This window comes from Shinella zoogloeoides (assembly GCF_033705735.1).
Lineage (GTDB): Bacteria > Pseudomonadota > Alphaproteobacteria > Rhizobiales > Rhizobiaceae > Shinella > Shinella zoogloeoides_A.
The window spans coordinates 3,153,287-3,175,134 of record NZ_CP131130.1 but is presented as its reverse complement, the minus strand read 5'-3'; the positions used below and the strand labels follow the sequence as shown (position 1 = coordinate 3,175,134).

Annotated in this window: 21 protein-coding genes, 1 tRNA gene and 1 pseudogene; 14 read left to right on the top strand and 9 right to left on the bottom strand. The window is 66.3% G+C overall.

The features are described 5' to 3' along the window. Positions 1-3: 3 nt before the first annotated feature. A complete protein-coding gene (gene proB, locus ShzoTeo12_RS15700) occupies positions 4-1,158 on the bottom strand; it encodes a glutamate 5-kinase (RefSeq protein ID WP_318910318.1) in 1,155 nt (384 codons plus the stop codon). Between the two features lies 1 nt (position 1,159). Continuing rightward, positions 1,160-2,170, bottom strand: coding sequence for a GTPase ObgE (gene obgE / locus ShzoTeo12_RS15695; protein WP_119257904.1), 1,011 nt, complete (start codon positions 2,168-2,170; stop codon positions 1,160-1,162). Positions 2,171-2,255: 85 nt separating this feature from the next. On the opposite strand from obgE, the gene ShzoTeo12_RS15690 reads away from it, so the two are divergent. After that, on the top strand, positions 2,256-3,116 hold the full coding sequence (locus tag ShzoTeo12_RS15690; protein ID WP_318910315.1) for an endonuclease/exonuclease/phosphatase family protein: 861 nt from the start codon (positions 2,256-2,258) through the stop codon (positions 3,114-3,116). A gap of 37 nt (positions 3,117-3,153) precedes the next feature. On the opposite strand, the gene ShzoTeo12_RS15685 is transcribed toward ShzoTeo12_RS15690, so the two are convergent. The 4 genes and pseudogenes from ShzoTeo12_RS15685 to rplU form a co-directional block, all read right to left on the bottom strand. After that, the gene (locus ShzoTeo12_RS15685; RefSeq protein WP_318910314.1) at positions 3,154-3,744 is read right to left on the bottom strand and encodes a GNAT family N-acetyltransferase; all 591 of its coding nucleotides are present in this window, start codon (positions 3,742-3,744) and stop codon (positions 3,154-3,156) included. Continuing rightward, positions 3,741-4,373 (bottom strand): GNAT family protein, encoded by a 633-nt coding sequence (locus ShzoTeo12_RS15680; RefSeq protein ID WP_318910312.1) that lies wholly within the window; start codon positions 4,371-4,373, stop codon positions 3,741-3,743. The genes ShzoTeo12_RS15685 and ShzoTeo12_RS15680 overlap by 4 nt, the downstream gene beginning before the upstream one ends. A gap of 128 nt (positions 4,374-4,501) precedes the next feature. Continuing rightward, positions 4,502-4,771, bottom strand: a complete 270-nt coding sequence (gene rpmA / locus ShzoTeo12_RS15675; protein WP_318910310.1) for a 50S ribosomal protein L27 — start codon at positions 4,769-4,771, stop codon at positions 4,502-4,504. 88 nt (positions 4,772-4,859) lie between these two features. Beyond that, positions 4,860-5,171, bottom strand: a pseudogene (gene rplU / locus ShzoTeo12_RS15670) (50S ribosomal protein L21); the annotation flags it as partial. Positions 5,172-5,500: 329 nt separating this feature from the next. Between rplU and ShzoTeo12_RS15665 the strand changes: the two are divergent. Both ShzoTeo12_RS15665 and ShzoTeo12_RS15660 read left to right on the top strand, forming a co-directional pair. Beyond that, positions 5,501-5,590 (top strand) — tRNA-Ser (locus ShzoTeo12_RS15665). 133 nt (positions 5,591-5,723) lie between these two features. Continuing rightward, a complete protein-coding gene (locus ShzoTeo12_RS15660; protein WP_119257898.1) occupies positions 5,724-5,939 on the top strand; it encodes a hypothetical protein in 216 nt (71 codons plus the stop codon). An 87-nt stretch (positions 5,940-6,026) separates the two neighbouring features. Here ShzoTeo12_RS15660 and ShzoTeo12_RS15655 read toward each other — a convergent pair whose 3' ends face one another. Continuing rightward, complete coding sequence (locus ShzoTeo12_RS15655) at positions 6,027-7,088, bottom strand: class I SAM-dependent methyltransferase (RefSeq protein WP_318912465.1); 1,062 nt, start codon at positions 7,086-7,088, stop codon at positions 6,027-6,029. A gap of 211 nt (positions 7,089-7,299) precedes the next feature. Between ShzoTeo12_RS15655 and ShzoTeo12_RS15650 the strand changes: the two genes are divergently transcribed. Beyond that, positions 7,300-8,922 (top strand): ABC-F family ATP-binding cassette domain-containing protein, encoded by a 1,623-nt coding sequence (locus tag ShzoTeo12_RS15650; RefSeq protein ID WP_318910307.1) that lies wholly within the window; start codon positions 7,300-7,302, stop codon positions 8,920-8,922. Between the two features lie 94 nt (positions 8,923-9,016). Continuing rightward, positions 9,017-10,225 carry a TIGR03862 family flavoprotein gene (locus ShzoTeo12_RS15645; RefSeq protein ID WP_318910305.1) on the top strand — a complete coding sequence of 403 codons (1,209 nt, stop codon included), beginning with the start codon at positions 9,017-9,019 and terminating at the stop codon, positions 10,223-10,225. Between the two features lie 9 nt (positions 10,226-10,234). On the opposite strand, the gene ShzoTeo12_RS15640 is transcribed toward ShzoTeo12_RS15645, so the two are convergent. Beyond that, positions 10,235-11,020 (bottom strand): IclR family transcriptional regulator, encoded by a 786-nt coding sequence (locus tag ShzoTeo12_RS15640; protein ID WP_318910303.1) that lies wholly within the window; start codon positions 11,018-11,020, stop codon positions 10,235-10,237. Positions 11,021-11,241: 221 nt separating this feature from the next. Here ShzoTeo12_RS15640 and ShzoTeo12_RS15635 point away from each other — a divergent pair, with 221 nt between their 5' ends. Genes ShzoTeo12_RS15635 through ShzoTeo12_RS15600 form a run of 8 tightly spaced genes read left to right on the top strand, consistent with a single transcriptional unit; the run spans position 11,242 to position 19,403 of the window. Then, entirely contained in the window at positions 11,242-12,312 is a 1,071-nt protein-coding gene (locus tag ShzoTeo12_RS15635) for an ABC transporter substrate-binding protein (RefSeq protein ID WP_318910301.1), read from the top strand. A 19-nt stretch (positions 12,313-12,331) separates the two neighbouring features. Next, positions 12,332-13,840, top strand: a complete 1,509-nt coding sequence (locus tag ShzoTeo12_RS15630) for a sugar ABC transporter ATP-binding protein (RefSeq protein WP_318910299.1) — start codon at positions 12,332-12,334, stop codon at positions 13,838-13,840. Next, positions 13,837-14,802 carry an ABC transporter permease gene (locus tag ShzoTeo12_RS15625; RefSeq protein WP_318910297.1) on the top strand — a complete coding sequence of 322 codons (966 nt, stop codon included), beginning with the start codon at positions 13,837-13,839 and terminating at the stop codon, positions 14,800-14,802. The genes ShzoTeo12_RS15630 and ShzoTeo12_RS15625 overlap by 4 nt, the downstream gene beginning before the upstream one ends. Further along, entirely contained in the window at positions 14,799-15,740 is a 942-nt protein-coding gene (locus ShzoTeo12_RS15620; protein WP_318910295.1) for an ABC transporter permease, read from the top strand. The genes ShzoTeo12_RS15625 and ShzoTeo12_RS15620 overlap by 4 nt, the downstream gene beginning before the upstream one ends. Next, the gene (locus tag ShzoTeo12_RS15615; RefSeq protein ID WP_318910293.1) at positions 15,737-16,672 is read left to right on the top strand and encodes an amidohydrolase family protein; all 936 of its coding nucleotides are present in this window, start codon (positions 15,737-15,739) and stop codon (positions 16,670-16,672) included. Before ShzoTeo12_RS15620 ends, ShzoTeo12_RS15615 begins: the two co-directional genes overlap by 4 nt. After that, positions 16,665-17,975 carry an alanine racemase gene (locus ShzoTeo12_RS15610; RefSeq protein ID WP_318910291.1) on the top strand — a complete coding sequence of 437 codons (1,311 nt, stop codon included), beginning with the start codon at positions 16,665-16,667 and terminating at the stop codon, positions 17,973-17,975. Before ShzoTeo12_RS15615 ends, ShzoTeo12_RS15610 begins: the two co-directional genes overlap by 8 nt. Positions 17,976-18,014: 39 nt before the next feature. Beyond that, entirely contained in the window at positions 18,015-18,359 is a 345-nt protein-coding gene (locus ShzoTeo12_RS15605) for a RidA family protein (protein WP_119257888.1), read from the top strand. A 30-nt stretch (positions 18,360-18,389) separates the two neighbouring features. After that, positions 18,390-19,403: a succinylglutamate desuccinylase/aspartoacylase family protein gene (locus ShzoTeo12_RS15600; protein ID WP_318910289.1), complete on the top strand. Its 1,014-nt coding sequence runs from the start codon at positions 18,390-18,392 to the stop codon at positions 19,401-19,403. Here the strand turns inward: ShzoTeo12_RS15600 and ShzoTeo12_RS15595 are convergent. Then, the gene (locus ShzoTeo12_RS15595; protein ID WP_318910287.1) at positions 19,393-20,580 is read right to left on the bottom strand and encodes a hypothetical protein; all 1,188 of its coding nucleotides are present in this window, start codon (positions 20,578-20,580) and stop codon (positions 19,393-19,395) included. The two genes, ShzoTeo12_RS15600 and ShzoTeo12_RS15595, sit on opposite strands and share 11 nt — an antisense overlap. A gap of 370 nt (positions 20,581-20,950) precedes the next feature. Here ShzoTeo12_RS15595 and purU point away from each other — a divergent pair, with 370 nt between their 5' ends. Beyond that, complete coding sequence (gene purU, locus ShzoTeo12_RS15590) at positions 20,951-21,835, top strand: formyltetrahydrofolate deformylase (protein WP_119257885.1); 885 nt, start codon at positions 20,951-20,953, stop codon at positions 21,833-21,835. Positions 21,836-21,848 lie beyond the last annotated feature (13 nt).

Here is a 21,848-nt window from a genome sequence, read left to right as displayed (position 1 = left end):
GGCTCAAATCCCTCCCGCCTCGATGGCGACAGGCAGCCCGGTCACCACGAGATCGTCCCTGTGCACCATCGCGGCGCGCCCGGCATAACCGAGAACGGCGGCGATCTCGGCCGATTTCCTGCCGACGATCAGCCGCGCCTCGTCGGCATCGTAGCCGGCGAGGCCACGGGCGATCTCGCGCCCGTTCGTGCCGTAGATCGAAACCGTGTCGCCGCGCGAGAACGAACCCCAGACGCCGCGCACGCCCGCGGGCAGCAGGCTCTTGCCGGCCGAAAGCGCCGTTTCCGCGCCCGCATCGATCTCCAGCCGTCCGGCCGGCTGCAATTGCCCGGCAATCCACGTTTTTCGCGCGGTAACTGGCGAACCCGAAGGGGCGAACCAGGAGGAGCGCGCACCCTCTTCGATGGCGCGCAGTGGATGGTCGACCTTGCCCGAGGCGATGATCATGGCGCAGCCCGCGCCCGTCGCGATCTTGCCGGCGTCGATCTTGGTGCGCATGCCGCCGCGCGACAGTTCCGAAGCCGCACCGCCCGCCATCGCCTCGATCTCGGGCGTGATGGCGTCGATGGTCTCAAGGAAACGCGCCTCGGGGTCGAGATGCGGCGGGGCCGTGTAGAGCCCGTCGATATCCGAGAGCAGAACCAGCAGGTCCGCACCCGTCATCGTGGCGACGCGGGCGGCGAGCCGGTCGTTGTCGCCATAGCGGATTTCCGTCGTGGCGACCGTATCGTTCTCGTTGATGATCGGCACGGCGCCGAGCTTCAGGAGCTGGTTGATCGTCGCGCGGGCGTTGAGATAACGGCGGCGCTCTTCCGTGTCGCCCAGCGTCAGCAGGATCTGGCCGGCGACGATGCCGTCAGCCGAAAGGCTTTCCGACCAGGCGCGCGCAAGAGCGATCTGGCCGACGGCGGCCGCCGCCTGGCTTTCCTCCAGCTTCAGCGCGCCCGCCGGCACCTTCAGCACCGAGCGGCCGAGCGCGATGGCGCCCGACGAGACGACGAGAACGTCCGTGCCGCCGGCCCGGAGCGCCGCGATATCCCGGCACATGGCGTCGAGCCATGCCTTCTTCAGGCCGCTCGCCCGGTCGACGAGCAGTGCCGAGCCGATCTTGATCACAATCCGGCGGTATTTTCCGAGCGGTTTGCGGTTCTTCGTCATCTCAGTCGTCGGATCCGGAATTCTTCGCTTGAACGATGATGTCGCGCACCGCGCGCAGCGTGCCGATCATGCCGACATTGGCGACGGCGGAAAGCTGCAGCGGCGTCTGCCCGCAGGCCTTTGCCAGCGCCTTGGACTTCTTCTTCAGCTCATCCTCGTCGAGCACGTCGATCTGCGACAGCGCGACGATCTCCGGCTTGTCGGTGATGCCGCCGCCATAGGCCTCCAGCTCGCGCTTCACCGTCTTGTAGGCTTTCGCGACATCCTCCTCCTGCGCGGAGACGAGATGCAGCAGAACGCGCGTGCGCTCGACATGGCCGAGGAAACGGTCGCCGAGGCCGATCCCGTCATGCGCGCCCTCGATGAGACCCGGAATGTCCGCAAGGATGAACTCCGCGCCGTCGATGGTCGCGACGCCAAGGTTCGGATGCAGCGTCGTGAACGGATAGTTGGCGATCTTCGGCCGGGCGCGCGTGCAGGTCGCAAGGAAGGTCGACTTGCCGGCATTCGGCAGGCCGACGAGGCCGGCATCGGCGATCAGCTTCAGGCGAAGCCAGATCGTCTTCTCCTCGCCTGCAAGGCCTGGATTGGCCCAGGTCGGCGCTTGGTTGGTGGCCGACTTGAAATGCGCGTTGCCGAAGCCGCCATTGCCGCCGGCGGCCAGCTTGAAGCGCTGTCCCTCGGTCACGAGGTCGATGATCAGCGTCTCGTTGTCTTCCTCGAAGATCTGCGTGCCGACCGGCACCTTCAGCGTCACGCTGGCGCCGTTCGCGCCGGTGCGGTTGCGGCCCATGCCATGCGTGCCGATGGACGCCTTGAAGTGCTGCTGGAAGCGGAAATCGATCAGCGTGTTGAGGCCGTTGACGGCCTCCACCCACACGTCACCGCCGCGCCCGCCGTCGCCGCCGTCAGGGCCGCCGAATTCCACGAATTTTTCGCGGCGGAACGAGACAGCCCCTGCCCCGCCGTCGCCGGAGCGGATATAGACTTTTGCTTCGTCCAGGAACTTCATTGGCTCGCCGTTTGCTTTACTTTGATCGTCATGGTCATTTTGCCGTCTTCGATATAGCCGCTTCCCGCAGAGGTCAAAGACTATCGTGAAATTCGTCAGCTACAACGTCCAGTACGGCATCGGTCTCGATGATCGTTTCGACCTGCCGCGCATCGCCTCCAGCATCCACGGCGCCGATATCATCGCCCTGCAGGAAGTGACGCGGAACTTCCACCGCAACGGCCATGTCGACATGGTCGCCGAGTTGCGCACGCTGCTCGCCAACCACTATTCCGTCTTCGGCCCGGCCTGCGATCTCGATGCGGGCTCGGCGATCGAGAAGGGCCGGGTGGTCAATCGCCGCTTCCAGTTCGGTAACATGATCTTCTCGCGCTGGCCGATCCTCTCGACCCGCACGATCCTCCTGCCGCGCACGCGCACCCTCGACAAGCTGAACCTGCAGCGCGGCGCGACCGAAGCGGTCATCGCAACGCCCGGCGGGCCGATCCGCGTCTATTCCGTGCATCTCGATCACGTCCACCGTGACGAGCGCATCGCGCAGATCCGCTACCTCAAGGACCGCGCCAGGCTCTACGGCGACGAGGGCGGAGCCATTTCCGGCGCGCACGAATTCGGTCTTGCCGAACCGCCGGCGCCCGATGACTACGTGCTGATGGGCGACTTCAACATGGTGCCGGAATCGCCGGAATATTGCGAGATGGCCGGCGGCGTCGATCCCCTCTACGGGCGGCAGATCCGCGCCACCAACCCGGTGGATGCGCTGGCCGGCCTCGGCAAGCGCCATGCCGGAAGCTTCAGCTGGATCAACCCCAAGGACCATGCCGACCGCATGTTCCTCGACTACTGTTTCCTCAGCCACGGCCTCGTGGAGCGGCTGACGGACGCCTGGGTCGACGAGACCGCCTTCGGCTCCGACCATATGCCGGTCTGGTTCGAATTGTCCTGACATGGAAGCGGGGCGGATCGCTCCGCCCCGTTCTTTCTTACTGCCGCGGGATTGCCGGGCGGAAGTCGCCCGGCTCCAGCCGCGTCTCGATATGCGGGACCATCGAGCCGCGGGCGACGCAGTAGAGGTCGCTGCATCCGGTGATGCGGAAGCCCGCCTTCTCCTGGACCCTCAGCGAAGCGGGGTTGTCGGCGAAGACGCCGGAATGGATGTCCGTTCCGGGCATGCGCGTCATGAACCGCGCCATTGCCGCATGTACCGCCTCGCTCATATAGCCGCGCCGCCAGTAGAAGCGGTTCAGCCAGTAGCCGAGATGCCATTCCCCGCCGAGCCGCTCGAAGGAGACGCAGCCGATATGCACGTCGTCGCCGGTGGTGATGGCGAAGGCCCAGCCCTCGTTAAGATCGGTGGTCGCGATGGCAAGCCATTCGGCCGCATCCTGCCGGTCATAGGGGGCGGGGGCCCGCGCCAGCATGCGCGAGACCTCGAAATCGCCGAGCGACTGGGCGATGGCATCCGCATCGGGCATGCGGTGGGGCCGCAGGGTGAGGCGTGCCGTCCGGATGGTCGGGCAGGGGCCGGGGCCGGTAACGCGCTCGCGTTCCCTCCGGGTCTGCATGGCGTTCATCGCATGCCTCCCCAGCTCTTCAGCGAAACCCAGGTTTTGCGGTCGAGCCGGTACCATTCGACGGGCACCATGCCGCCGACGGCGAGGCTCTGCACCATGCCGGTCGCCTGGAACTGGAAGCCGCACTTCTGGATGACCCGGCGCGAGGGGATGTTCATGACCCGGCAGCGCGCATCGATCTGCTCGACATCGCGGGTGCGGAAGACCATGTCGATCAGCGCATGCGCCGCCTCGGTGACATAACCTTGGTTCCAGTAGGGCTCGCCCAGCCAGTAGCCGAGCTCGACCGTGCGTCCGTCCTCGTGCGGTTCGATCCCGCAGCAGCCGAGGAAGGCGCCGTTATCGGCTTTCGTAATGGCATAGACGCACTTGCCAATCGCGCCGGCGCGTGTGCGTCGCACGAAATCAGCGGCGTCCGCAACCATGTACGGGTGCGGCATGCGGGCGACCATGTTGGCGATGTTGGCGTTGTTGGCAAGATGGGCAAGGGCGTCGATGTCGTCTTCGTGCGGGGCTCTCATGACGAGCCTCGGCGACAGCAAGATCGGGCAATCGGTCCTCGACCGTTCAGGCCTCAGCCTTTCCTTGGGAGACCTTGATTGGTCTTCCCGCAACAATTCGGTCTGCATGGCTCGTTCCTCCAGAACAGAAAAAGGGAGATAAGGACTTGCCTCATCTCCCTTTTTTTCCTGCAGGTCCGAAACCTGTAGCGTCAGCCGGGTCGATGAGACGCCGGCTGTTTTAGAGCGCTACCGGCTTATTCCGCTGCTTCCGCTTTCGCCATTACAGACACGTAGACGCGACCGTTGGCCTTCGTACGGAAATTCACATTGCCAGCTGTAAGGGCGAAGATCGTGTGATCCTTGCCGAGGCCGACATTGGCACCGGGATGCCACTGCGTGCCGCGCTGACGGACGATAATGTTGCCTGCGAGGACGGCTTCGCCGCCGAACTTCTTCACGCCGAGGCGCTTGGACTGGGAATCGCGACCGTTGCGCGAGGAGCCGCCAGCTTTTTTGTGTGCCATGGGAGTTCTCCTTTACCTGTCCGGATTATTCGGCTGCTGCAACGGCTTCGGCTTCAGACTTCTTGGAAGCCTTCTTTGCCTTGCCGCCGGCTGCCGCGATCTCGACGATACGGACAGTCGTGTTGTGCTGGCGATGGCCGCGCGAGCGCTTCGAGTTCTGGCGGCGGCGCTTCTTGAAGGCGATAACCTTCTTGCCACGGCCATGCTCGACGACTTCGGCGGTCACGACGGCGCCTTCAACGAAGGGCGCACCGATCGTGGCATCGGCGCCGACGCCGACCATCAGCACTTCGGTGAATTCGATCTTCGCACCAGCTTCGCCGGACAGCTTTTCAACCGTCAGGACGTCGTTGGCGGCCACGCGGTACTGCTTACCGCCGGTCTTGATGACTGCGAACATTTTATATCCTTTCATGTTCGTACCGGCTCTTTGCCCATGAGGGCACGGCCGTCTTTTTGTCAGTCGCTACGAATGGAGAGGCATTGGCGCCCCGCCGGTTAGGTCGGTTCCTGCCGGCATATCCCCGCGAAGCGAGGAAGTACGGCACAAAGAACCATCGTCGCGGCACAGGTGAGACCTATACCACTGCACCTTGCGCAATAGGTGAGCCGATGAAAACTGTCAAGGAGATTTCCGTCACCATTGCAATTAGATGCTTTCTGCCCCCTTGCGCCCCCGCCCGACACCCGCTATGTACCGCCCCGCGCTGAAGGCGCCGACCGACATCCGGAGAGGTGGCAGAGTGGTCGAATGCACCGCACTCGAAATGCGGCATACCTGCAAGGGTATCGTGGGTTCGAATCCCACCCTCTCCGCCATAAGTTTCCAATAGATCGATATTTTTCCGAACGAGACGGGATGGCTCTCCGATCCGTTGCGCGAGTCTGGCGCTCGATCGGCGCGGGGGCTACACTGCTGCCGACGAGAACCGGTGCGCAGCGAGGTGATGCCATGGCGATGTTCACGGTCACGACCGGCATTGAAGTCGAAGCGGATACCGCCGAGGAAGCCGCGCTGATGATGTATCGCGAACTCAGCAGGGACCCTGTGCCGGTCACCTATCGGGTCACCGACGCGAAGAACATGACGACGGAACTGGTGCTCGATCCGGAAAAGGCGGAGGAATACGCGCTGACCGATCACACGGCGGATCCCGGCAACTGGTGAAGGGTCTTCATCTGTTCCGATGGCGATGGGCGCTCTTCATCCGCCTTTTGCGGATAGGCGCTCTTCACGCGTGGCGATTGCCGCCTTTCAAGCCTGCACCTCGAATACCATGTTGAACGGCGTTTCCGTTGCCCGGCGGAAACGGGTGAAGCCCGCATCGAGCGCGACCTTGCGAAGGCGCAGCTCTCCTGCCTGTGCGCCAAGCCCGAGTCCCACGTCCTGGGAGAGCGAGGCGGGCGTGCAGATCATTGTCGATGCGCCGTAATAGACACGGCCGACCGGGTTGAGATTGTCCTTGAGATGATCATGCGCGAAGGGTTCGACGATCATCCATGTTCCGTCCGGGGCGAGCGTTTCCCGCACATGCCGTCCGGCGCCCACCGGGTCGCCCATGTCATGCAGGCAGTCGAACATCGCGATCATGTCGTAGTCGCGGCCCGGAAACTGCGCTGCCGCGCTCTGCTCGAAGGTGACCCGATCGGCCACTCCGGCCTTTTCGGCCGCTGCCCTTGCCCTTTCGATCGAGGGGCCGTGATAGTCGAAGCCGACGAATCGCGACGCCGGATAGGCCTGTGCCATCAGGATGGTCGATGCGCCATGGCCGCAGCCGACGTCGGCGACACTGGCGCCTGACCTGAGTTTTTCCTCGACGCCGTCGAGGGCCGGAATCCATTCGGTCACCAGATGGCTGTTGTAGCCGGGACGGAAAAACCGTTCGGTTCCGCGGAAAAGGCAGGTGCTGTGCTCATGCCAGCCGACGCCCTTGCCGGTGCGGAACGCATCGGCGACCTTCGGTTCGTCCACCCACATGGACTGGACGACCTCGAATGCGCCGACGAAAAAGGCCGGGCTGTTCTCCTCGGCAAACACCATCGCCTGCTCCGGCGTCAGGCTGAAACGGTTCGTTGCTTCGTCATAGTCGATATAGTCGGCGGCGGCCTGAGCGCTGAGCCATTCCTGCAGGTAGCGCTCCTTCAACCCGGTTTTCGCCGCAAGCCCCCGGGCATTTACCGGCTCGCCGTCGGCCATCGCCCTGAAAATACCCACCTGGTCGCCGAGCACGACCAGAGCGCCCGTTACCGCGGCGCCGATATCGCCGACGAGGCGGCCGACGAGCGCGTCGAGTTTCTGCATATCCGGTTCACGCATGGAAGCCTCCCATGGCCAGGACAGATTCTTAATTTTAGGATAATTGAATATAACATCAATCGAGACCGGTGGTCCAGCACGCCGCGCGGGCAAGGGTCTCGCGCACGAGATGCGGAACCGGCACATTTCATGGAGATTCGCCACCGCACCCGCATGGACTTGCCGCACTGCCTCGTGGCATAGGGCGCGGGACACGACGAGGCTTCCTTCCATGATCCGCATCGAGAATATCAGCAAGTCCAACAGCCACCGCATCCTCTATATCGAGGCCTCCGCCGCGCTGAACCGCGGGGAGAAGATCGGGCTGGTCGGGCCCAACGGGGCGGGCAAGACGACGCTCTTCCGCATGATCACCGGGCGGGAGCTACCGGACGAGGGGCAGGTTTCCGTCGAGAAGCATGTCTCCATCGGCTATTTCAGCCAGGATGTCGGCGAGATGGCGGGGCGCAGCGCGGTCACCGAGGTGATGGACGGGGCGGGGCCGGTGAGTTCCGTCGCGGCGGAGCTGCGCGAACTCGAGGCGGCGATGGTCGATCCCGACCGGCTGGACGAGATGGATGCGATCATCGAGCGCTACGGCGAGGTGCAGGCGCGCTACGAGGAACTCGACGGCTACGGACTGGAGAGCCGGGCGCGAGAGGTGCTGGCCGGCCTCAGCTTCAGCCAGGAGATGATGGACGGCGACGTCGGCAAGCTTTCGGGCGGCTGGAAGATGCGCGTGGCGCTCGCCCGCATCCTGCTCATGCGGCCGGACGTCATGCTGCTCGACGAGCCGAGCAACCATCTCGACATCGAAAGCCTGATCTGGCTGGAGCAGTTCCTGAAGGGCTATGACGGCGCGCTGCTGATGACCTCGCACGACCGCGAGTTCATGAACCGCATCGTCAACAAGATCATCGAGATCGATGCCGGCTCGCTGACCACTTATTCCGGCGACTACGGCTTCTACGAGCAGCAGCGCGCGCAGAACGAGAAGCAGCAGCAGGCGCAGTTCGAGCGCCAGCAGGCGATGCTCGCCAAGGAGATCAAGTTCATCGAGCGCTTCAAGGCGCGCGCCTCGCATGCCGCGCAGGTGCAGAGCCGGGTGAAGAAGCTCGACAAGATCGAGCGCGTCGAGCCGCCGCGCCGGCGCCAGACGGTGATGTTCGAGTTCCAGCCGGCGCCGCGCTCGGGCGAGGACGTGGTCAGCCTCAAGAATGTCGGCAAGGCCTATGGCAGCCGCGCGATCTACGAGGATTTCAGCTTCCTGATCCGCCGCCGGGAGCGCTGGTGCGTGATGGGCATCAACGGCGCGGGCAAGTCGACGCTGCTGAAGCTCGTCGCCGGCGCCGCGGTACCCGATGCCGGCAGCGTGACGATCGGGGCGAGCGTCAAGGTCGGCTATTTCGCACAGCATGCGATGGATCTCCTCGACGGCGACCTGACCGTGTTCGAATGGCTGGAGGCGGAGTTTCCGCGGGCGGGGCAGGGGCCGCTGCGCACGCTGGCCGGCTGCTTCGGCTTTTCCGGCGACGACGTGGAGAAGAAGTGCCGGGTGCTTTCCGGCGGCGAGAAGGCGCGGCTCGTCATGGCGGCGATGCTGTTCGATCCGCCGAACTTCCTCATCCTCGACGAGCCGACGAACCATCTCGATCTCGACACCAAGGAGATGCTGATCAAGGCGCTGTCGGAATACGAGGGCACCATGCTCTTCGTCTCGCATGACCGCCATTTCCTCGGCGCGCTGTCGAACCGGGTGCTGGAGCTCAACGGCGACGATATCCACCAGTATCCGGGCGGCTATACCGAATATGTCGCCCAGACCGGGCACGAGGCACCGGGCCTCGCAAGCTGACCTGTCGCCGCCGCCGTGATTGCGTTATGACGGGCGCATCGGCGGCGATGTGACGGTGGACCGCTCTATCGAAATGTCAGTGCGCGGGAACAGGATGGCAAAGCGGATCGGGATCGTCGGCGGCGGGCCGGCCGGGCTGATGGCGGCAGAGATGCTGTCCGCGCGCGGCCATGCCGTGACGGTGCTGGAGGCGATGCCGACGGTCGGGCGAAAGTTCCTGCTGGCCGGCAAGTCGGGCCTCAACATCACCCATTCCGAGCCCTATGAGCGCTTCGCCACCCGTTTCGGCGCGGCGAACGGGCATCTGCGTGCGGCGCTCGATGCCTTCCCGCCGGACGATCTGCGGGATTGGGCATCCGGGCTCGGCACGCAGACCTTCGTCGGGTCGTCCGGCCGGGTGTTTCCGACCGTGATGAAGGCCTCGCCCCTGCTGCGCGCCTGGCGGGCGCGGCTGGAAGGGCAGGGGGTCGATATCCGCGTGCGCCATCGCTGGACGGGCTTCGCGCCGGAGGGGCTGGCGGTCGAGACGTCCGGGCGCGCGATTACCATGGCCTTCGATGCGATCCTCGTGGCGCTCGGTGGGGCGAGCTTGCCGCGCCTCGGCTCGGATGCCGGCTGGGTCGGTGCGCTTGCGGAAAGGGGCGTCGATATCGCGCCCTTCCGGCCGGCCAATTGCGGTTTCGATGTCGATTGGCCGGCGTTCTTCGTGGAGAAATTCGCGGGCGCGCCGGTCAAGGGCGTCACGGCGCGCTCGGCGGCCGGGACGATCCCCGGCGAATTCGTCATCTCGGCCTCGGGTGTCGAGGGCAGCCTGATCTATGCCCATGCGGCTGTATTGCGCGATGCGCTGGAGGAAGCCGGGACGGCGATCCTGACGCTCGATCTCGCGCCGGGCCGCACGATGGAGCGGCTGGCTGCGGATCTCGCCCGTCAGGGCGGCAAGGCGAGCTTTTCCACCCGGCTGCGCAAGGGCGCCGGGCTCGACGGAGTGAAGGCGGCTCTGCTGCGGGCCTGCATTCCCGATGCGGCCGCGCTGGCTCCCGCGGCTTTGGCGGCGGCGATCAAGGCGGTGCCGCTCCGCCCCGTGCGTTCGCGGCCGATTGCCGAGGCGATCTCGTCGGCAGGCGGCGTGAGGTTCGACGCCATCGACGAGGGATACATGCTCAAGGCGCTGCCCGGCGTCTTCGTCGCGGGCGAGATGATCGACTGGGAAGCGCCGACCGGCGGCTACCTGCTGACGGCGTGTCTTGCCACCGGCCGTGCGGCCGCGCTCGGGATGGATCGCTGGCTATCCAATAAATAATAGCCCGTATCAGGCGCGTTTCGCCCGTGCCGGCACGTGGCCGAGCGTGGCGGCGGCGTCCTTCAGGCAGGCGAGGTAGCGGTCGCGGTTGGCAAGGCCGTCGGCGCGCGGGGCGACGAGGCAGAGCGTCGCCACGGCATGGCGCTCCTCATCCATGACGGGCACGGCGAAGCAATGGGTGAAGCTGTCGACGATGCTGTTGAAGGTGAAGAAGCCGTCGGCCGAAGATTGCCGCACCTCGGCCAGGAATGCCTGCGGATCGAGCCATTCGCCGCTCGGCAGGCGGAAATCCTCCGGCGGGATGAAGGCGAGGATCTCCGCATCCGTCATATGCGCGACCAGCAGCCGGCCCGAGGCGGTCCACGGGATCGGCACCGACTGGCCCATGTCGGTGGAGATGCGGAAGGGCCGGGCGCCCTCGCGCATGCGCACGACCGTATATTTGTTGCCGTCCAGCATGCAGAACTGCGCGGTTTCGCGCGTCTCGTCGGCAAGCCGGTCGAGCGCCGCCTCGCATTCGCGGGTGAAGTCGAAATGGTTCTCGTAGGCCGCGCCGAGGAAATAGAGCTTGCGGCCGAGATAGACCCGGCCCTCGCCACCGGTGAATTCCAGGATGCCGTTGCGCAAGAGGAGGTTCACCAGTTCATAGACCGATGAGCGCGGCGCGCCGATCTGCGCGGCGATCTCGTTCGGCTTCAGCGGCTGGCGCTTCTGGCGCAGGAAATCGAGGATCTCGAAGGCCCGGTCGAGCCCTCTCGCCCGCTTGCCGCCTGCTTCGTCCGCAATCGCATCCATGCCTGTCCATCCTCATTTGTCGCGCCAGCTTGTCACGCCGGCCGCGGCATCTGTCAATCCGCTCGTTTCCGGCCCCTGCCAGGGAAATTTTCGCCCCCCTCTTGCGGGGCGGAAAAATCGGCATAAGATCGCGCCGTCCGCTATAAAGATCATATGTACACTATATTGGACATAAACGGATGGCAAGCCCGTTCCTGCTGCCGCACAAAAAGGGGATCGACATGAACATTTCCAAGCACCGCCCGTCCGCCTCGCTGCGCAGCCGCCTTCTCGCGGGTGCCGCTGCCGCCGCGGCTCTCCTCGTCCTTGGCGCCGGCACGGCGTCGGCCGCCGCCAACTGCATCAAGGGCGATCGCAAGGCGCCCTATACGATCGGCTGGGCCAACATCTATTCGGTGCCGACCTGGATGAAGCAGACCGAAGGCACGATTGCCGCCGAGGTCGAGACGCTGAAGAAGGACGGCCTCGTCAAGGACCTGATGATCACGGATGCGCAGGGCAACGCCCAGACGCAGATCCAGCATATCCAGTCGATGATCGACGCCAATGTCGACGCCATCGTCGTCATCGCCGGCTCGTCCAACGCGCTCGACCGCGTCATTTCGGATGCCTGCGACAAGGGCATCGCGGTCGTGAACTTCGACAGCCTCGTCAACACCGACAAGGTGACGGCGAAGATCAACACCGATTCCAGTGAATGGGGCGCGGGCGCCGCCAAGTGGCTTGCCGACCAGCTCGGCGGCAAGGGCAAGATCATCGTCATGAACGGCCCGGCCGGCATCTCGGTCAGCGACGACCGCCGCAAGGGCGCCCAGCCGGTGCTCGACGCCAATCCGGGCCTCGAGATCATCACCGAGACGAACACCGAATATAACGTCGCCCCGGCGCAGGAGGCGATGACGAGCCTGCTCTTCGCCAATCCGGAGATCGACGGCGTGCTCTCGCTCGGCGGCGCGCTTTCGGCCGGCTCCGTCATGGCCTTCGACCGCCAGGGCCGCGAGCAGGTTCCGATCACCGGCGAGAATGCCCGCCAGTTCCTGGAACTGTGGAAGGAAAAGGGCCTGAAGGGCTGGGCGACGATGCAGCCGAACTGGCTCGGCGCGCTTTCCGTCTACACGGCCGTGCAGGCGCTGGAAGGCAAGGACGTTCCCGCCTTCATCAAGGTTCCGCTGCCGGTCATCGACGACAGCTCGATCGACGGCTACCTCGCCCGCGCCGACCAGTTCCCGGCCGACGGCTACATCTATTCGGATTACGATCAGGCGCTGTTCGACAAGCTGATCGCGCAGTAAACCCGAAGAGGACGCCGTCATGACGGAACCAAGGCCCCTGCTGGAAGCCCGGCAGGTGTTCAAGGGATTTTTCGGCAATCCGGTTCTGAAGGGCGTCGATATCGCCCTTCTGCCGGGCAGGGTCCATGCCCTGCTCGGCGAGAACGGCGCGGGAAAATCCACGCTGATCAATCTGCTGTCCGGCGCTCTCCAGCCGGACAGCGGCACGATTTCCGTCGACGGCAAGCCGGTCGGGCGCTTCAGCCCGGCCGCCGCCCGCGCGGCCGGCATCGCCGTGGTGCAGCAGGAGCTGAGCCTGACGGCCGACCTGTCGATCGCCGAGAATATCGGCCTCGGCGCCTTCCCGCGCCGCTTCGGCCTCATCGACTATGCTGCGCTCCATCGCGGCGTGCGGGAGGTCTGCGACATGGTGGGCCTCACCGAGCCGCTCGACATGCCGGTCGCCGACCTCGCACTCGGCCGCCGCCAGATGGTGGAGATCGCCAAGGCGCTCTTCCGTAAGCCCCGCGTGCTCATCCTCGACGAGCCGACCTCCTCGCTCTCCGCCCATGAGGCCGGCATCCTCGCCCGCCTCATCGAGACGCTGCGCGACCGCGGCACGGCGCTGCTCTATATCTCCCACCGTCTCAACGAGGTGCAGGCGCTCTGCTCCCACGTCACCGTGCTGAAGGACGGCGGCGTCACCGCCGACCAGTCGCTTGCCGGCATCGACGGGGAGGGGCTGGTGCGCCTGATGGTCGGCCGCGAGACGGGCGATCTCTTCCCGCCGCGCGCCGTTTCCAATCCTGGCACGCGGCGCATCGGCGTCGAGGGCTTTTCCGCCGGCCTCGTGCGCGACATCGGCTTTTTCGCCCATGCGGGCGAGATCGTCGGCATCGGCGGCCTCGTCGGGCAGGGGCAGGAAGACCTGCTGCTCGGCCTTTACGGCGCGATTCCCTCAAAGGCCGACAAGGCTGCGGTTTCCGGCAGGAACGGCCTGCCCGTTCATGTCGAGGCGGCCAATGCGGCCGGCATCGTCTATGTGCCCGCCGACCGCAAGCACGAGGGGCTGGTGCTGCCGCATTCCATCGCCTCCAACCTCATCCTGCCCTCTCTCGGCCGGCTTGCGCGTGGGGGCCTGCGCGACCGGGCCGCGGAAACCGGGCTGATCGCCGATGTCGCCCGCCGGCTCACCATCAAGGGCGACGTCGCCCGTCCGGTGCAGGCGCTTTCGGGCGGCAACCAGCAGAAGGTGGCGCTCGCCAAGTGGCTGCCGCTGGACCCGTCCGTGCTGCTGCTCAACGATCCGACGCGCGGCGTCGACATCGAGACCAAGCGCGAGATCTACCTCATGCTGCGCGCCTTCGCCGCCGAGGGCCGGCTCGTCATCCTCGCAAGCTCCGATACGCCCGAGCTCGTGCATTTGTGCGACCGCGTCGTGGTGCTGCGCGAGGGCCGCGTCGCGGCGACGCTGTCGGGCGACGCCATCAGTGAAGAGGCCATCGTCGGCGCGGCCATGGGCATCGACAGAAAGGGAGCGGCCGCATGAGCGCTGTTTCGTCCTCCGGCTGGCTCTACGGCGCCGTCCAGCGCCGCCGCAACCGCGGCCTCGGCGGCCTCTATCTCGTCGTCGCCGCCTTCCTGATCCTTTATGCCGTGCTCTTTCCGGGCATCCTTTCCGTCGGCGGCTTTTCCAAGTTCACGCAGAACTGGTTCCCGCTGGCGCTCGTCACCATGGCGCAGGCGCTGCTGATGCTGAACGGCGGCATCACGCTCGCCATCGGCCCGCTCGTCAGCCTCGGCGCGGTCATCGCCGCGACCACCATGGAGGGCGTCCTCGGCGTGCCGGGCGGCTTCCTCGCCGTCGCCTTCACCGGCCTTGCCATCGGCGCCGTCACCGGGGCCATCGTCGCGCATCTGCGCCTGCCGGCGATCATCGTGACGCTGGCCGGCTCCTTCATCATCACCGGCGTCGCGCTGATCCTCCTTCCGCGTCCGGGCGGCTTCATCCCCGGCTGGCTCTCGACGACGCTTGCCGGCCACACGCCGGTCGCCTTCCTGCTGCTCGTCGTCATCCTCGTGCTCTGGAAGGCGTTTCTGGCAACGCCGCTCGGCCTCGGCATCTATGCGGCGGGCGACAATCCCGTCGGCGCCTTCCGCTCCGGCGTTCCGGTCGAACGGGTGAAGATCGTCTCCTTCGCGCTTTCCGGCCTGCTGGCGGCGCTGGCCGGCCTCTTCGTCGCGGCGCAGACCGGCTCGGGCGACCCGGTCATCGGCAATCCCTTCACGCTGAACTCGATTGCCGCGGCCGTGCTCGGCGGCGTCGGCTTCCTCGGCGGCAAGGGCACGATGCGCGGGGCGATCTGCGGCAGCCTGCTGCTCTCCGTCATGATCAACGTGATGTTCTTCCTCGGCTTCCCACCCGTCGCGCAATATGTCGCGCAGGGCCTGATCATCGTCGGCGCCGTCGCGGTGCCGGAACTTCTCGGCGTCTGGAGGGCAAGGCGATGAATGCAGTGCGATCCCTGTTCCGCAACCCGCCGCTCCTGACCTTCGTGCTGGTGGCGCTCGTCTGGCTCGTCGCAGGCCTCACGCTGCGCGGCTTCGGCGCCTACGGGCACCTGCGCTACCTTCTGGAGCTTGCCGCCGTCATCGGCATCGCGGCGGCCGGACAGACGCTCGTCATCCTGATGGGCGGCATCGACCTTTCGGTCGGCGCGGTCATCACCGTCACGGCGATCCTCCTGCCGCTGATCTCCCCCGCCTGGGACCCGACCGGCCTCGTCGGCATCGTCCTTGCGCTGGCGATTGCCGCCGGCATCGGTTTCCTCAACGGCGCGGGGGCGGCTTATCTCCGCGTGCCGCCGATCATCATGACGCTCGCCATGGCGACCTTCCTGCAGGGCCTGCTCGTCATCGTCGCCGGCGGCAGCGCGGTCACGGTCAGCAATCCGGCGGTCATCCTGCTCGGGCAAGCCCGGCCGCTCGGCATTCCCGCCGGCGTGATCCTCTGGGTCGTCGTGTCGGCCGCCGTGCTGCTGCTCATCCACCGTATGCCCATCGGCGCGCGCTTCCTCGCCCTCGGGGCCAATCCGCTGGCGACGCGGCTTTCCGGCGTCAGCGTCACGCGCAACACGCTGATCCTTTATGCTCTCTCGGGCTTCTTCGCGGGCCTTGCCGGCATCCTGGTGCTCGGCATGAATCGGCAGGGCTATGTCGGCATCGGCGATCCCTATCTCCTGACGTCGATCGCGGCCGTCGTGCTCGGTGGCACCTCCATCCTCGGCGGGCGCGGCACCTATGCCGGCACCATTCCGGGCGCGATCCTGCTCGTCACCACGACGGCGCTGATCACGGTGGTCAATGCCTCGCCCGGCTGGCGCTCGATCATGTTCGGCACGCTGATCCTCGCGCTGCTGCTCATTTCCGGCCGAGAGGCGCGGCGATGAGCATGCGCTACGGCGGGCCGGTCATCGACCCGCACCACCATCTCTGGGACCTGTCGCTCGGGCGTCACCCTTGGCTGGAAAGGGCGTGGGCGACCGGCGGCGAGATGGTCTATGGCAGCCTCGCGCCGATCCTGAAGGACTACGGCATCGCCGAATATCGCGCCGATGCCGCGCGGCAGGACATCGTCGCCACGGTGCATGTCGAAGCCGGCTGGTCGGACGCGCATCCGCTGGAGGAAAGCCGCTGGCTGGACGGGCTCGACCGTTCCTGTGGCATCGCGCGGCGCTATGTCGCCCGCGTCCCCCTCGACAGTCCCGATGTCCTTCGCCTGCTCGAGGCGGAGGCGGCCAATCCGAACGTCGTCGGCATCCGCGACATCGTGAGCTGGCACCCGGAGCCGGCAAAGAGTTTTGCGCCGCGCCCGCATCGCATGGCCGATCCCGCCTGGCGCCGGGGGCTTGCCCATCTCGCCCGCCCCGGCCTCGTCTTCGACCTGATGCTCTATCCCTGGCAGATGGACGAGGCGGTCGATCTCGTGCGCGCCTTTCCCGACACGCTCTTCGCGCTCAACCATGCCGGCAGCCCGGCGGACCGGAGCGAGGCGGGCATGGCGCTCTGGAGGAGCGGCCTGCGGGCGCTCGGCCGCGAGCCGAACGTGCGGCTGAAGATTTCCGACCTCGTCGCCTATGACAATGAATGGACGCTCGAAAGCCTGCGGCCGGTCATCGAGCACGCGCTCGACTGCTTCGGACCGGCGCGCGCGATGTTCGCCAGCGATTTCCCGGTGGCCGGCTTGCATGCCTCCTTCGACGAGGTCTACGAGGTCTTTCGCACCGTCGCCGCGCCGCTTTCGCTCGACGAGCAGCGCGCCCTTTTCTTCACGACCGCCAACGAGACCTACCGCCTCGGGATGGGAGAACACCATGTCTGACCTTCACGCCGCCACCGACAATCCGATGATCGACGACCGCATCCGCGGCTTTCCGCCGGGCCATGCGCCGCTTGCGCTCGATGCCATCGGCAGGCAGGGCTGGAAGCCCTTCGACGGCAGTATGGCGCTGCCGCTGATCTCGCTCGACCGGCAGGCCTTCGCCGCCAATGTGGACCTGATGATGGCCTATGTGAAAGGTCAGGGCGTCGAGATCGCCCCGCATGCCAAGACGCCGATGTCGACGGCGATTTCCGGCGCGCTGCTGGCCGCGGGCGCGTGGGGCACGACCGTCGCCGATATCCGCCAGACCGCCGTGCTGCTGAAGGCCGGCCAGCGCCGGCTCATGCTTGCCAACGAGATCGGCGGCCTTGCCGCTGCCCGTCGCCTTGCCGCGCTGCTCGCCGGCTATCCGACGGCGGAGATACATATATTCGTCGATTCGCTTCCGCTTGCCGAGGCACTGCGCACGGCCTGGCAGGAGCGCGGCGACCTGCCGCCGCTCGGCCTTCTGGTCGAGTTCGGTGCCGGTCGCGCCGGTGCGCGCAGCGCCGAGGCCGCCGGGGCGATCCTCGACGCGATCCTTGCGGCGGAAACGCCAACCTTCCGGCTGACCGGCATCGCCGCCTATGAGGGCGCCGCCGCGACCGCCGACGCCGACGAGACGCTCAGCCGGATCGACGGCCTGATGCGGCTCACGGCGGATTTCCTGCCGAAGGTGCGCGCCCGCATCGGCAGCGAGCGGCCGCTGGTTGTGACAGCGGGCGGTTCGGTCTTCTTCGACCGGGTCGTCGCCGGGCTTTCCGCCGCCGTCAAGGCCGATCCCGATTGCCGGCTGGTGCTGCGCTGCGGGGCGATCTTCTTCCACGACCACGGCATCTACGAGCGTGGCCTTGCCGGCCTCGATGCGCGCGGCGGCTTCCGTATCGGCGAGGAGACCGTGTCGGCCTCCGGGGGCTTCCAGCCGGCGCTCAGGGTCTGGGCGGAGGTGCTGTCGCGCCCCGAGTCGGGCCTTGCGATCTGCGGCATGGGCCTTCGCGACGTCGCCATCGACCAGGGCCTGCCGCGACCGTTGGCGCTTTACCGGAACGGCGCGCGGCTTGGCGATTTCACCGGCGCCGAGGTGCTGCGCCTCAACGACCAGCACGCCTTCGTCGCCCTGCCGGGGGCAGGCGATGTTGCCATCGGCGATGTTGTCGAGTTCGGCATCTCGCATCCCTGCACCTGCCTCGACCGGCACGCCATCCTCTACGGCTTCGACCCGGACCATACGGTGACGGCCGCCTATCTCACCAGCTTCGGCTGATCCTCCCCAAGCAAGCACAGAAGAAAAGGAAAACACGCGATGATCCAGCGTTACCAGAAGGGTTCGCGCATGAGCCAGGCCGTCAGCTATGGCGGTCTCGTCTACATTGCCGGCCAGGTCGCCGAAGACCGCAAGGCCGGCATCGAAGCCCAGACCCAGGACGTGCTCGGCAAGATCGACGCCCTTCTGAAGGAAGCCGGCACGGATCGCTCGAAGCTCCTTGCCGTCAATGTCTTCTTGCCGGCGATCGTGGATTTCGATGCGATGAACGGTGTCTATGATGCGTGGATCGATCCAGCCAATCCGCCGGCCCGCGCCTGCGTCGAGGCCCGCCTTGCCGATCCCGACCTGCGCGTCGAAATGACCGCCGTCGCCGCCCTCTGAGGGCGGCCCCTGCCCGGACTGGAGACCCCCATGCACAGCGGACTTGTCAACCCGATCGATTTCGCGCTGGACGGCCGGCAGGCCGGGCATCTCGCCATTCCCTATTCGGTCGACCGCTCGCCCTATTACCAGATCCGCATCCCGATCCTGCGCCTGAAGAACGGCGCGGGACCGAGCCTTCTGCTGATGGCGGGCAACCATGGCGACGAATATGAGGGCGAGCTTCAGCTCGGGCGGCTGATGCGGCTTCTCGATGCGGCGAAGATCCGCGGCGCCGTCACCATCCTGCCGATGGCGAACCTGCCGGCGGTGATGGCGGCCAAACGCTGCTCGCCCTTCGACGGCGGCAATCTCAACCGCGCCTTTCCGGGCGATCCCGCCGGCACGCCGACGGCGCGGCTGGCGCATTTCCTCGAGCACACGCTGTTCCCGCAGCACGACGCAGTGCTCGACCTCCATTCCGGCGGCACCTCCATGGCGCATCTGGCCTGCACGCTCATCGAGCGGCAGGCCGATGCCGCGCGTTTCGAGCGCTCGCTCGACCTGATGCGGGCGATGGGCGCGGCCCATGCCTTCATCGCCGACAACGGGCCGGCGGCGCCGACCTCGATGGGGGCCGCCGGCCGGGCCGGCACGATCGGCCTTTCCGGCGAATTCGGCGGCGGCGGAACGGTGACGCCTGACAGCATGGCCTTCACGGCGGCGGCCATCGACCGGCTGCTCCTGGCGCTCGGCATTATCGAGAAGCCCGTCCTGTCGCGGCAGGCCCTGCCCGCGCCGCCCGCGCTTCAGCTTCTCTCGCTGTCGCGGCACAGCCAGGGCATCTATGCCAGCCGGCGCGGCTGGTTCGAGCCGGCCGTCGCGCTCGGCGCGCATGTGGCGGCCGGCGACCTTGCCGGCTGGTATCACGATCTGGAGCGACTGGACGACGGCGAGGAGGCGCTGCGCTTTGCCGAAGGCGGCATCGTCATCTCCCACCGGCTGCACACGGACAGTGAGGCCGGCGACTGCCTGATCCAGGTGGCCGAGCCGATCAGCGGCTGATCGCCGCCACCGCCTCGCCCACCCAGTCGAGGCGTCTGGCCGGAATGAGCCCGTAATTGTAGAAATTGACGCCGTCGACGCCCGCTTCGACGGCGTTTTTCACGCGCGCGGTCAGGATGTCCGGGCCGTCGACCTCGGGATAGAAGACGCGAAGGCCGAGCCCCAGGAATTTGTCCGGCCCGAGCAGCGTCCGGCCAGTGCGGATGACCTCGCCGACGGCCTCGGGCGTCATGTCGTAGCAGCAGAGGATCGCCCCGTCGCAGAGCCTGCCGACGGCGGCAAGGTCGACGCCGCCGAGCCAGCCGTCCTTGAGGTCGATCAGCACGATGCGCGTCGCCGGGTCGGCGGCGGCCCTGATCTCGCCGATCAGGCTCGTCACCGGCTCGCTGCGCCAGGCGAGGAAGGCGTGAAGCTCGGGATGGGCGCGGAAGGTGTCGATGCCGGCTTCCGGGAAATCGGGGAACTGTCGCTCCGGCACGGCGCGCTCGCAAAGCTCGGCGATGAAGCGGGCGACCGTCCTGCGCGCGCCCTCCACCGGCACGCCGGCCTTTTCGGCCCGCGCGGTGCAATGGTCGCAGAAGCAGAGCGAGAGCAGGAAGTCGTCCTCGGCATTGAGGCCGACGCCGTCCTTCTCGTGGTGGTATTCATGGGCAAAGCCCATGAAGTTCGGGCTCTCCAGCTCCAGCATGTCGGGCTTGTGGTTCGTCGTGATGTCGCGGACGAGGGTCACGACATAGTCGCGCGCGGCGGGGCTGGAGGGGCAGAGATTGTAATAGTTGGCATTGCCGAAGGCATTGCGGGTGACATGCCCGGGATGCAGCATGCCGAGGCGGCTGTTGTGCAGGCAGACCGTCCAGCAGGAGACCTTGAGGCCGGTCTGCGCCCGTGCCTTGGCCAGCGCCGCCAGCATGTCGCCGCGCTCGGCGACGTTTTCGGCCATCAGCGGGCGGATCGTCTTGTCCCGCCAGAGGCTTTCGTCCGGCCGGAAATAGACCGTGCCGTCCTCCGGGAAATAGGCCTTCTGCTGCGGGCTGCGCGGCTGAAGGAAGCGGCCGGCATGGTAGGAGGTGGCCATGCTGACCGTGTTCAGCCCGGCGCGGCCGGCAAGGTCGGCGGCGAGCGCCTCCAGTCCCTGGTCCTGGATGTCCCAGGGATAGGTCCACATGGAAAGATGCATGGCGCGCTCCCGTCTACTCTGTCCATTTTATAGAACATATGTCCATAATAGTGTCCATATGGATTTTCGCCCGGAAGGGGCCGGGCTTGCATTTGTGCAAGAAAGCGCCGCCTTCGCCCTTCAGGCGGGATCACGCAGAGCGGGCCGGAAGGGCGGTGGGGCGGCTTCGGGCGGGCCTGCTGGCATTTTCGACGCATTGGATGTCGCGAACCGGAGGGATTCCTTGCAAGACCCGGCGTAGCTTTCCGCCATTGCAGGGGCTTGCGCTGCCGCGAGCGGCCTGAAATATGCACCGAGCCGTTCACGCGGCCGCAAAAAAGGGGATCGCCGGCGCCTGCCCGCAGCACCGGCCGAACGCGAGATGAGACCGATGAAAAGCTATGTGCTGACCGTAACCTGCCAATCGACCCGCGGCATCGTCGCTGCGATCACCGGCTACCTGGCCGAGAAGGAATGCAATATCGTGGATTCGTCGCAGTTCGACGACCTCGAGACGGGCCTGTTCTTCATGCGCCTCACCTTCACCAGCGAGGGCGGCGCAACGCAGGACGATATCGATGCCGGCTTCGCTCCGATCTCCAAGAAATTCGCGATGGTCCACCGGTTCCACAACAGCGACGAGCGCATGAAGGTGCTGCTGATGGTCTCGCGCTTCGGCCATTGCCTCAACGACCTGCTCTACCGCTGGAAGATCGGCGCGCTGCCGATCGACATCGTCGGCGTCGTCTCCAACCATTTCGATTACCAGAAAGTCATCGTCAACCACGATATCCCCTTCCATCACGTCAAGGTGACGAAGGAGAACAAGCCGCAGGCCGAGGCACGGCTGATGGAAGTCGTCGAGCAGTCCGGCGCCGAACTCATCGTTCTCGCCCGCTACATGCAGGTCCTGTCGGACGCCGTCTGCAAGAAGATGTCGGGCCGCATCATCAACATCCACCACTCGTTCCTGCCGTCCTTCAAGGGGGCCAACCCCTACAAGCAGGCCTTCGAGCGCGGCGTGAAGCTGATCGGCGCGACGGCGCACTATGTGACGGAAGACCTCGACGAGGGTCCGATCATCGAGCAGGACGTCGCGCGCATCACCCATGCGCAGTCGGCGGACGACTATGTCTCGATCGGCCGCGACGTGGAGAGCCAGGTGCTCGCCCGCGCCGTGCACGCCCATATCCACCACCGGGTCTTCATGAACGGCAACAAGACCATCGTCTTCCCGCCGAGCCCGGGCTCCTACAAGTCGGAGCGCATGGGCTGAAACGATAAAAGGC